The sequence below is a fragment of the Jannaschia seosinensis genome (assembly GCF_001408515.1).
Taxonomy (GTDB): Bacteria; Pseudomonadota; Alphaproteobacteria; order Rhodobacterales; family Rhodobacteraceae; genus Jannaschia; species Jannaschia seosinensis.
Map to the genome: position 1 here is coordinate 1 of NZ_CYPR01000227.1, position 8698 is coordinate 8698.

An 8698-nucleotide genomic window follows, 5' to 3' on the forward strand; every position below is an offset into this window, starting at 1 on the left:
ACGTACATCTCGGCCACCGCCAGCATGACGGACCGAACCGACCGCCGCCCGCGCTCGAGGGATTGCGGATAGAACGGCTCTTCCCCATGCCCGGCAGTCTTGGGCACCTGCACGCTCACCGTGCCCGCAGGCGTGTCGATCCGCTTGGGTTTGTAGCCGTTGGCATAGCCGTGACGCTCGGGCGTGCGCTCATAATGGCTCGCGCCGAGAAACCGCTCCCGTTCGATCTGCATCGCCAGCTCGAAAGCCCGCGCGAACACCGATGCGATCTCGCCGGGCCCGTGCTCGATCAACTGTTCCAAGACCGCCTCAAGCGCCGTATCCTTCCGCCTGTCCATTCGTTCTTCTCCATGGTTGTGTTGCAAATCCATGGAATACCAGAATGGGCAGCTCGTGCTGGGGGGCGCCCCAGCACGAGCTCACGCCCCGCGTCTCAAGCGAATTTCCAGACCTGAGGGTACAGTACCCCCGCTTCGTGGGCCATGATTAGATGCAGTTCTTCGACTTCAGCGAGGGCGTCGTAGTGAGCGGATCGGTCCAAGATCTCCTGTCTGATGCCGTTCATGCGGCCTCGCAAACCGGGGTTTCTAATGACGCCTATGCATTGATCAAAAGTTATGCCCGTATCGATATCGGGCCGTTCTACGCGCCACATCAGCCATCATCCTCAGGCGCACGCCGGTGCAACATCGCACGGATAAGCGCTTGCCCCTGAGCACCGATTTCGTCGTCGAAACGGTCCATAACGGCGTCGAAGTTTTCTTCCTGTCCGACAATGTCGCGGATCATGCGGTGAAAGCCTGACCGATCCACCTCGAGCCCGAATATCTCGCGTGTTAGTATGCTAACCGTCTCGGCAAACGTCTGAATTTCCGGGCGTTCCGCATTCGACGAGAGACCATGCCTTGATATTTTCCAAACGCAGGTGGAGGGGACTTCCTGGACTACGACCGGGGAATGGGTCGCAATGATCGCTACACCGTTCCGATTTGTCAGCAGATCGGACAGTCCTCGGACAAATGCCGAAAGAAGAGGCGGGTGGAGATGAGCTTCGGGCTCGTCCATCAAAACCAGAGTGCGTTCCTCAACTAATTCGACAAGTCTGGTCATGGTGAGCAGCACAATCTTGTGCCCCGAGCTAAGCTTCCGGTATAGCGCTCGAGCCTCGTCAAGAAACTCTTCCTCGTCCGCGATGTCTGCAAGGTTGGCGACCTCAATTTCGCCAAAGAGGCTGTCAGTCTCGAGTGTCTCGAGTGCACGCTTCCACCGGGATCTCCGAACGCCACGCGAGCAAATTAGGGCGCTATTCGCAAAATCTACGCTTAGTCGCGCGATGTCTTGGGTAATAATCTTCCTGTCTGGCTTGCGCCCAACCAGTTTCTTCAAGCCGACATTGGTGTAGCCGATGATTGCTTTCTTTTTGTCAGGCGCATCGCTGATGGTAAGAAACTCATCGAACGCACTGAAGGTTACACTGACCAAGTTAGCGAACGTTTCGCTGCTGTCGCCTAAAAGGTCAAAATCTGACTCCTCGAATGAGAAACCGCCGTCACGTCGTTTTGTCGATGTAGGGTCTACAAGCGCACGTGTCATCCCATTGAGAACGCGCGTCTTACCGACGCCGTTTCGTCCGATCAACACATGGATGTTTGTAGGTGGCGAAGCGTAGGGTACGACTTCAAAGCTCAGTTCGATAGGATCTGTCAGTGATTTCGTGGTTTTGGCCGCGCGGTAGGAGAACTTGAAGGGCGTGAGCTCCACGCCCTCCTTGATGACGGCGCGGTATTGGATTTCCGTTTTGCGCGCCCCGGAAGATCGCATGAGCGATTCTGTCATCACGTCTTCTTGGATTGCACGCGCATAGAGCTCTTCGTCATAAGCGGTATCGCGAAGTGCGCGAAAGATCTCAACACGCTCATCTTCAGGCAGGCCCATCAAAGCCTTATAGTAATCGATGTCTTGGCCCAGTGAGAAGAACTCGTCAGACAACGCTTCGAACTGCTCTGGAATGTCTGGGCGCCGTTGCTTATTACCCCAGTCGAATTGACCAATTTTGACTGACCCTATTTCGTGCGTCTGCCCAGACCGGTCGAAATAGGTGAAATAGTACATCGTGTTGTAGGTGAACCAGTCATCCCACTGATCTGTCCAAAGGTAGCCGACCTCGATGCCTTCTTTGGGCGAATGGTCTGACTTGGTTGGGACAACGATGAATTTCATAGCGCTATATTTCCTCGAAAGCGCACGCGTTTACAGGCGCTCTTGATGCAGGCATTTTGCCCAAGTTCGACAGCAAAACCGCTAAGTAACTGATATCATTATGGCCGAAGAGCCAAAAATGTAACTACGGAGCGGTGATCAGGCGGGTTTCGGCAGGTTCAGGGTGTCGAAGAGCTCCAGTTGTTCAGGTGTCGTGGTCGAGAGGCCATCCACGGTGTGCTCCGCGATCTTCGCCCTGTGACGCTGGATGCGGGCGAGGATATCGAGAGCAGTGCGCGGGCTGGCGCTGTGTCCCTTGGCTTTCAGGCGCATTCGCATGACGCGGTAGAGCACGAGGGCGAGGAAGCAGATCAGCGCATGAGCCCTGATCCGGTCCGGCAGCCGATGGTGGACCGGCGCGATCTCGATGTCGCTCTTGAGAACCCTGAAGCCGCGCTCGATGTCGGCCAGCGCCTTGTAGCGGGAAACGGCTTCTGCCGGCGCGAGATCGGGGGCGTTGGTGATCAGCGCGAGCTTGCCGTCGAACAGTTCCGCATCTGCGACCGCCTCCTCGTTCACGGACCAGCTAAATCGATCGGCTTGGAGGTCCGCTTTGATGAAGCGGGTGAGTTCGGCTTCGGCCACCGCACGAGTGAAGCGACTATAGGCGCCCCGGTCGGACGCCCGCCGTCCACGAGCCGTCTGGCCCTCATCCTGGGCATCGAGCTTGGCCACCATCTTCTCGGCCATGGCGTCCAGTTCGGCGATGCGCGCCCGGCGCCTGTCGGCCTGCTCTGCAGCGCGCAAGGGGTCATGGGCGACGATCAGGCGGTGGTCTGCAAACTGCGCCTCGGCCAGTCCGCAGTCGTCGAAGGTGAGGCCCCGGAAGGTCTCGGCCAATTCGCTGTAGCGGCGGGCGGGGACCGCCAGGATGAACTCCAGTTTACGCCCGTCGCGATCCGCAAGAGCCGTGAGTTCTCCGATATTCTCGAGGCTCAGCAGCCCCCTGTCGGCTACCAGGATGACGCGCTGTATGGGAAAGCGCGCGAGCACCGTTTGCAGCATGGCCAGCAGGGTCTTCGTCTCAGCGACGTTGCCGGGGTGAACCGTATGCATCAGCGGCAGGCCTTCGGCCGTCTGCACGACGCCCAGGACGAACTGCCGCGCGATGCCGCCAGTCTCCTTGTTCATGCCAAACGACCGGATGTCGTCCTCGACCTTCCCCTCTCCATGGATGCGCACGGTGGTCAGGTCATAGAAGACCACGGTGAGGTCCTGGTCGACCAGCGGACGGATCTGGCGGGCCAGCTCCGTCTCCACGACGTCCGCGTGATCCATGAGCGCATCCATGGCGCGCAGCAGGTGCTGGTGGGTGACGGCCTCGGGCATCGCCGGCATATCGACGGTCTCCAGCCAGCGCAGGCAGCCCAACTTGCTGTCAGGCGCACAGAGCCGGTTGAACACCATGGCACGCACGAGAGCTTCCGCATCAATCTTGCGCTTGCCCGAGCGCAAGGCTCGGCCGAGAGCGCGGTCGAAGCCAAGGTCTTTCCAAAGGTCATGCAAGGCAAAGACATCGCCGAAGGCTCGCGCCGTCTCGTGAGTGATCTTGGCCTTGGCTGGCTCCTCGCGGCCCGCCGCTCGACTGAGCCCCCGGATGAGCGCATCGAGATGGCCGTCCTTCATGCCATCAACACGCCCGAGATTGGCGATGACGCGCAGCCGGGGCTTGCCGGCCTCGTTCCGATAGGACTCGACGATCTGCAGGTAGCGGCGTCCGCCGCTCTCGGTGGTGCGCACAAACATGGAATGCAGGATGCCGTGCCAGACGCCACTCCACAACGCCAGATTTTCGACGACGTGTAACTACACGTGTTGCGCCGCTTCATACACCCAACCCACTGAAAAGACTCGCGCGCGCCAGGCTAAACCCCTTGTTTTCCGGAAGATTCTGTCGAACTTCGGTCACCCATGTGCAATTACTTGGCGCATTTTTCACTTCGCGCGGTCGATCTCAACTTATACAGTCCCGATCGGAATGCCGCAGAGACTGGCAGAGACACAGCCGAATCCGCAAACGCCGCTGGTCATCGACAGCCGGCAGCTATTCGCGCCTCCCGCCGATCAAATTCCGTCCTGTTCCTCGCCCTTGGGCATCGCATCGGGGTCGTCCCGGGCGGTCCCGAGAAAGATCGGCTTCAGCGGCAGGAAGCACAGCGTGCCGAGGATGATGTAGATCACGAGCTCGACCAAGAGCGGCGGCTGCCCGTAACGGTCGTAGATCAACCCCATCACCCCGACCATGAGGCCGATGTAAAGCGGCAGCCCGACCATCAGGATCAGGAGCGCGAGCCGCTTTCTGGTCTTGTGCCTGAGCGCCATGTTCGCCCCTTTCAGTCCTCAAACGGGTCGGTCACGAGGATTGTGTCCTCCCGCTCGGGCGAGGTGGAGAGTAGCGCAACGGGGCACTGGATCAATTCCTCGACACGGCGCACGTATTTGATGGCTTCGGCCGGCAGATCGGCCCAGGAGCGCGCACCTTCGGTCGATTCCGACCAGCCCGGCATTTCTTCGTAGATCGGTCGGCACCGCGCCTGCGCATCCGCGGCGAAGGGCAGATGATCGAGGCGCTCGCCATCGAGATCATAGCCCGTGCAGATGCGCAGCGTCTCGAATCCGTCGAGAACGTCGAGCTTGGTCAGCGCGATCCCGTTCACCCCCGACGTGGCGCAAGTCTGGCGCACCAGCGCCGCATCGAACCAGCCGCACCGGCGCTTGCGCCCCGTGACGGTCCCGAACTCCCGCCCCCGTTCGCCCAGCCGCTGACCGTCGGCATCGTCCAGTTCCGACGGGAAAGGCCCCTCGCCCACGCGGGTCGTGTAGGCCTTGACGATGCCGAGCACGAAGTCGATCGCCCCCGGTCCCATCCCGGTGCCGGTCGCGGCCTGCCCTGCGATGACGTTCGACGAGGTAACGAAGGGATAGGTGCCGAAATCGATGTCCAGCAGAGCCCCCTGCGCCCCTTCGAAGAGGATGCGCTTTCCCGAGCGGCGTCGCTCGTCCAACACCTTCCAGACCGGCCCGGCATAAGGCAGCACCTCGTCCGCGACCTCGCGAAGAGCCGCCAGAAGGCCGTCCCGATCCACCGGATCCAGCCCGAGCCCGCGACGCAGCGCATCGTGATGCGCGAGCGCACGGTCCACGCGCGCCTCCAGCGTTTTCGCATCGGAAAGATCGGCCAGACGAATGGCGCGGCGGCCGACCTTGTCCTCGTAGGCGGGCCCGATGCCGCGGCCGGTCGTGCCGATCTTCACCACGCCATTGTGGCTCTCGCGCGCGCGGTCGAGTTCGCCGTGGATCGGCAGGATCAGGGGCACGTTTTCGGCCACCATCAGCGTCTCGGGCGTGATTTCGACGCCCTTCTCGCGAAGCTCGGCGATCTCACGGACCAGATGCCAGGGATCGAGCACGACGCCATTGCCGATGATCGAAAGTTTGCCGCCACGCACGATACCCGAGGGCAGAAGCGACAGCTTGAACACCTGCCCGTCGATGACAAGCGTGTGGCCCGCATTGTGCCCGCCCTGAAACCGGGCGATCACATCGGCCCGCTCGCTCAGCCAGTCAACGATCTTGCCCTTGCCTTCGTCGCCCCACTGGGCGCCGACCACCACGACGTTCGCCATGACGCATTCCCTTCGTATCCCGCAACCGCGCGCCTCCTAGCGTGCCGCGCCCGTCGGGGGAACCCTCGGTGCGGGGCTTGCGGCGCGGGCCGGGCATCTCTAGGTAGCCCCAGATCATCGCGAACGGACCGCCGGTACATGGAAAACGTCATCCTCGTCATCCACCTGATCCTCGCGCTTTGCCTGATCGGAATCGTGCTGTTGCAGCGCTCTGAGGGTGGCGGGCTCGGCATGGGCGGCGGCGGCGGCGGCGTCATGACCGGACGCCAGGCGGCGACGGCGATGACCAAGTTGACCTGGGCCTTCGCGGTCGCGTTTCTCGTGACGTCGGTTACGTTGACGATTCTCGCGGCGCAGAATGCGACGGGCGGATCGGTGATCGACCGGCTTCCGGCCGAGGCGACGTCGGACGACGCCCCGACGCCGCCGCCGCTCGACGGCGAAAACCTGCTGCCGCCGTCGGCGGGAGATGCGCCCCTGACGCCGCCGCGGTCGGAGTGATCCGGGCGGCCTGACGAAGTCGGCCGAAGATCAGGGCGAATCCGGATTCGCATCTGCGACATTCGATTGAAAGTGACCGAGGGACAGCCCCGGTTGCGGTCCCGGTGCGGGTCGGGCTATTCTCAAATCCCGTGATTGGTGATTCCGCGACGCAGGAATCGGGCATGCGCGGGGACTTTCAGACATGGCACGTTTCATCTTCATCACCGGCGGCGTCGTTTCGTCACTGGGCAAGGGGCTGGCGAGCGCGGCTCTCGGCGCATTGCTTCAGGCGCGCGGCTATACGGTGCGGCTGCGCAAGCTCGACCCGTATCTGAACGTCGATCCCGGCACGATGAGTCCGTTCGAACATGGCGAGGTCTTCGTGACCGATGACGGCGCCGAGACCGACCTCGATCTGGGCCATTACGAACGGTTCACCGGCGTCGCGGCGCGCGGCACCGATTCAATCAGTTCGGGACGGGTCTATTCCAACGTGCTGGAGAAGGAGCGGCGCGGCGATTATCTCGGCAAGACCATCCAGGTGATTCCCCACGTCACCAACGAGATCAAGGACTTCATCCGCATCGGTGAGGACGAGGTCGATTTCATGCTCTGCGAGATCGGCGGCACGGTCGGCGACATCGAGGGCCTGCCCTTCTTCGAAGCGATCCGTCAGTTCAGCCAGGAGAAGCCGCGCGGTCAGTGCGTGCTGATGCACCTGACGCTGCTGCCCTACATCAAGGCGAGCGGCGAGCTGAAGACCAAGCCGACCCAGCACTCCGTCAAGGAATTGCGGTCGATCGGCCTCGCCCCCGATATCCTCGTCTGCCGCTCCGAAGGTCCGATTCCGCAGAAGGAGCGCGAAAAGCTGGCGCTGTTCTGCAACGTGCGGCCGGATTCGGTCATCGCGGCGCAAGATCTCAAGTCCATCTACGAGGCTCCGCTGGCCTATCACCGCGAAGGGCTGGACCAGGCGGTACTCGACGCATTCGGCATCGCCCCTGCGCCCAAGCCCAACCTCGCCCGCTGGGAGGATGTGGTCGACCGCATTCACAACACCGACGGCGAGGTGCGCGTAGCCATCGTCGGCAAGTACACGCAGCTCGAGGATGCCTACAAATCCATTGCCGAGGCCCTGACACATGGTGGCATGGCCAACCGCGTCAAGGTTCGCGCCGAGTGGATCGACAGCGGCATCTTCGAGCGTGAGGATCCGGCCGCGCATCTCGAAGGCTTCAACGCGATCCTGGTGCCCGGCGGGTTCGGCGAACGCGGAACCGAGGGCAAGATCAAGGCGGCGCAGTTCGCGCGGGAAAAGGGTGTTCCCTATCTCGGCATCTGTCTGGGCATGCAGATGGCGGTGATCGAAGCGGCGCGGAACATGGCCGAGATGGGCAACGCGGCCTCCGAGGAGTTCTCCGAAGGCGTCGATCCGCGCGAATTCACGCCCGTCGTCTATCACCTCAAGGAATGGGTACAGGGTAGCTCCAAGGTCACGCGCAAAAAGACCGACGACAAGGGCGGGACGATGCGACTGGGCTCTTATGATGCGCGCCTGACCAGCGGCAGCCGCGTCGCGGAACTCTATGGTGCGACCGCGATCGAGGAGCGCCACCGTCACCGCTACGAGGTCGATATCCGCTTCCGCGAACAGCTCGAGGAGAAGGGGCTGGTCTTCTCCGGCCTCTCGCCCGATGGCCGCCTGCCCGAGATCATCGAAGTTCCGGATCACCCGTGGTTCATCGGCGTGCAGTTCCATCCGGAACTGAAATCCAAGCCGTTCGAGCCGCACCCTCTGTTCGCCGATTTCGTTCGCGCGGCGAAGGAGCAGTCGCGGCTGGTTTGACGGCCCGCGCGGCAATTACCCACACACTACACGACACAGTGCTGGCTGAGGGCGGCTGGATGGATTCAACTGGACGACTCCGACCAAGGAAACGTCCGATGCTTCACCACGCCATCTCCGCCCTCACGAATATCCTGCGTCCAGATCTCGACTTGAGCAAGAGCCGTCTGGAGACGCTTTGCATGATCGTCATCGGCATGGTCAGCGCGCGCAGCGTGAACCTCGGCCATCTTGCCTGCGAACGACCGGGATCGGCCCTGACCTCGTCGACATACCGTCGGTTGCAACGCTTCTTCCAGCACGTCCATCTCGACGAGGACTGGTCGCTCCCGCTTCTGGTCCGGCTGTTGGGCCTGAACAAATCATGGCTGCTCGCGCTCGACCGCACCAACTGGCAGATCGGCAAGACCGAGGTGAACTTTCTCGTGCTCGCAGTCGTCACCCGTCGTTTCCGCGTCCCCCTGGTCTGGAGCCTGATCGAAGG

The 8698-nt window shown here is 61.9% G+C and carries 7 protein-coding genes and 1 pseudogene; 3 read left to right on the forward strand and 5 right to left on the reverse strand.

What is annotated here, in order from left to right; all coding sequences use genetic code 11:
* From JSE7799_RS16850 to JSE7799_RS16875, 5 genes are all read right to left on the reverse strand, one after another.
* The coding region (locus tag JSE7799_RS16850; RefSeq protein WP_222101800.1) for a transposase at positions 1 to 338 on the reverse strand (338 nt) is incomplete at its 3' end.
* Between the two features lie 316 nt (positions 339 to 654).
* Positions 655 to 2220: an ATP-dependent nuclease gene (locus tag JSE7799_RS16860; protein ID WP_083480660.1), complete on the reverse strand. Its 1566-nt coding sequence runs from the start codon at positions 2218 to 2220 to the stop codon at positions 655 to 657.
* 138 nt (positions 2221 to 2358) lie between these two features.
* A complete protein-coding gene (locus JSE7799_RS16865) occupies positions 2359 to 4005 on the reverse strand; it encodes an IS1634 family transposase (RefSeq protein WP_055664637.1) in 1647 nt (548 codons plus the stop codon).
* 318 nt (positions 4006 to 4323) lie between these two features.
* Complete coding sequence (locus JSE7799_RS16870) at positions 4324 to 4581, reverse strand: DUF2842 domain-containing protein (RefSeq protein WP_055664638.1); 258 nt, start codon at positions 4579 to 4581, stop codon at positions 4324 to 4326.
* 11 nt (positions 4582 to 4592) lie between these two features.
* Positions 4593 to 5885: an adenylosuccinate synthase gene (locus tag JSE7799_RS16875; protein WP_055664639.1), complete on the reverse strand. Its 1293-nt coding sequence runs from the start codon at positions 5883 to 5885 to the stop codon at positions 4593 to 4595.
* A gap of 138 nt (positions 5886 to 6023) precedes the next feature.
* Between JSE7799_RS16875 and secG the strand changes: the two genes are divergently transcribed.
* The 3 genes and pseudogenes from secG to JSE7799_RS16890 all read left to right on the forward strand — a co-directional run.
* Positions 6024 to 6386 (forward strand): preprotein translocase subunit SecG, encoded by a 363-nt coding sequence (gene secG, locus JSE7799_RS16880; protein WP_055664640.1) that lies wholly within the window; start codon positions 6024 to 6026, stop codon positions 6384 to 6386.
* Between the two features lie 184 nt (positions 6387 to 6570).
* Positions 6571 to 8214, forward strand: a complete 1644-nt coding sequence (pyrG, locus tag JSE7799_RS16885) for a CTP synthase (protein WP_055664641.1) — start codon at positions 6571 to 6573, stop codon at positions 8212 to 8214.
* Between the two features lie 98 nt (positions 8215 to 8312).
* A pseudogene (locus tag JSE7799_RS16890) lies at positions 8313 to 8698 on the forward strand (IS4 family transposase); the annotation flags it as partial.

Bases quoted from the DNA above. Each gene is read 5' to 3' on its own strand.
- JSE7799_RS16860 (WP_083480660.1), bottom strand. From the start codon at position 2,220: ATGAAATTCATCGTTGTCCCAACCAAGTCAGACCATTCGCCCAAAGAA.
- JSE7799_RS16865 (WP_055664637.1), bottom strand. From the start codon at position 4,005: ATGTTTGTGCGCACCACCGAGAGCGGCGGACGCCGCTACCTGCAGATC.
- JSE7799_RS16870 (WP_055664638.1), bottom strand. From the start codon at position 4,581: ATGGCGCTCAGGCACAAGACCAGAAAGCGGCTCGCGCTCCTGATCCTG.
- JSE7799_RS16875 (WP_055664639.1), bottom strand. From the start codon at position 5,885: ATGGCGAACGTCGTGGTGGTCGGCGCCCAGTGGGGCGACGAAGGCAAG.
- secG (WP_055664640.1), top strand. From the start codon at position 6,024: ATGGAAAACGTCATCCTCGTCATCCACCTGATCCTCGCGCTTTGCCTG.
- pyrG (WP_055664641.1), top strand. From the start codon at position 6,571: ATGGCACGTTTCATCTTCATCACCGGCGGCGTCGTTTCGTCACTGGGC.